The sequence below is a fragment of the Bradyrhizobium sp. YR681 genome (assembly GCF_000282615.1).
Classification (GTDB): Bacteria; Pseudomonadota; Alphaproteobacteria; order Rhizobiales; family Xanthobacteraceae; genus Bradyrhizobium.
On the sequence record NZ_AKIY01000065.1, the window covers coordinates 1 to 1,955 of the forward strand.

Genomic DNA, 1,955 nt, shown 5'->3' on the forward strand with positions numbered 1-1,955 from the left:
GTCGCCGGGAGCCGAAGCCCGTCGCCCGTGCCTGCTGTGTTCGTGGCCGAGACAAATCCCGCCGCGGGCGGGAAGAAGCGCTTGCGCAAGCTCGCATCATGCGAGAAGCCGCCGGTCGCCAGCACCACACCGCGGCGGGCCGCAATCAGGCGGTCCCGCGAGCCATGGCGGATCACGACGCCGCTAACGCGATCACCCTGCACCGAAATATCCTCGACGTCCGCGCTGAAGAGAATTTCAACCTGCCGCGCCAGCAGCGACGCATACAGCCGCGCCGCGAGCGCATTGCCGAGATGCAGCGTCGTGCCGCGAGGCCAGCGCAGCCGTTGCAACGCGTATTCGGAAACAAGCCGGGCGGCGCGCAGGGTCGAACGCAGTGACTTTCCGACCCGCCGCAGATGCGGAATGTCGAGGCGATTGACCATCATCCCGCCGAACAGCGTGAACTCCGGCAGCGGCGCGCGCAGCCGCGCGAAGTGCGCGCCCAGCTGCGTGCCGTCAAAGGCGACCGGCTCCAGCACGCGCCCGCCCGATGTCGCGCCAAGCCGCTCCGGATAATAATCCGGATACGCCTTCACAGGCTGGAGGCGGACTTCGGTGTTGGCTTCGAGCCAGGCGACCGCCTCCGGCCCGCGCGCGAGGAAGGCTGCGCGCAGGCCTGCGTTCGCAGGCTCCGGCACCGTGCTCGCGAAGTACCGGACGGCGTCGGTGACGCTGTCGGCGAGCCCCGCCTCCTTCATCTTGGCATTGGCGGGGATCCAGACCATCCCGCCGGACCAGGCCGTGGTGCCGCCGACGAACGCCGTCTTCTCGATCACGAGGACGCGCAGACCTTCGGCCGCAGCCACCGCCGCAGCCGTCATGCCACCGGCGCCCGCGCCGATCACAATGACGTCGTATGTCTCATGCGCCGGCATCATGCGGCGGATATCCCGGAACGAGGCATGACATCGTCATACCCCGTCCCGGAGGCCGAGCGCTAGCGGGCTGGCTTGCGCTCGATCGGGTCGATGTCGATCGCCCGCAGGCGGCCGAGCCGCAGCACGTCCATAGCGAGCCGCCGGCCGATCCGGTCGCGGTCGAGCACGCGGATCAGGTCGTCGACGCCGTTGATCTCGACGCCATCCAGACTGATCACGACGTCGCCGGGCAGCAGGCCCGCCTTCGCCGCGGGACCATCAGGCTCGATCTGCATCAACAGCGCGCCCATCTTGTTCTCGACGCCGGCCAGCACCGCGTGCCGCCGCGGAACCGGCGCGGTCTGTCCGGCGACGCCGATAAAGGCGCGGCGGACATAGCCGTGGCGGATGATCTCCGACAGCACGAATTGCGCGGTGTTGCTCGCGACCGCGAAGCAGATGCCTTGCGCGCCGTTGATGATGGCCGTGTTGATGCCGATCACCTCGGCATTCGACGACACCAGCGGACCGCCGGAATTGCCGGGATTGAGCGCGGCATCGGTCTGGATCACGTCCTCGATGGTGCGCCCGCTGACCGAACGGATCGAGCGTCCGAGCGCCGAGACCACCCCGGCGGTCACGGTCGATTCGAAGCCGAGCGGATTGCCGATCGCGATCACGAGCTGGCCGCGCTTGAGGCTCTTGGAGTTGCCGAGCGCAGCATAGGGCAAGTCGCGCGCGCCATTGGCGCGCAGCAGCGCCAGGTCGGTGTCGGGGTCGACACCCAACACCCGGGCATCGCCCACGTTACCCTCGACGTCACGTAGCCGGATCTCCCTGGAGGCGCCGACCACATGGCTGTTGGTGAGCACGAGGCCATCAGGCGAGATCACGATGCCCGAGCCGAGCCCGCCGCGCTCGCGGCCGTTCGGCACCTTTGGTCCGGTCTCGACGCGCACGACGGCGGGGCCGACGCGGTCGGTCACGTCGATCACGGCATTGGAATAGGCGTCCAGCAGCGCCCGGTCATCGGCCGGAGCAGCCGCTGTCGCTCGC

General features: G+C 69.0%; 2 protein-coding genes. Both read right to left on the bottom strand.

Annotation, left to right across the window (positions count from 1 at the left end; genetic code table 11):
- The coding region (locus PMI42_RS08440; RefSeq protein WP_008132562.1) for an FAD-dependent oxidoreductase at positions 1-920 on the bottom strand (920 nt) is incomplete at its 3' end.
- A 59-nt stretch (positions 921-979) separates the two neighbouring features.
- Positions 980-1,955: S1C family serine protease (locus PMI42_RS08445; protein ID WP_008132563.1), on the bottom strand; the 976-nt coding region annotated here is incomplete at its 5' end.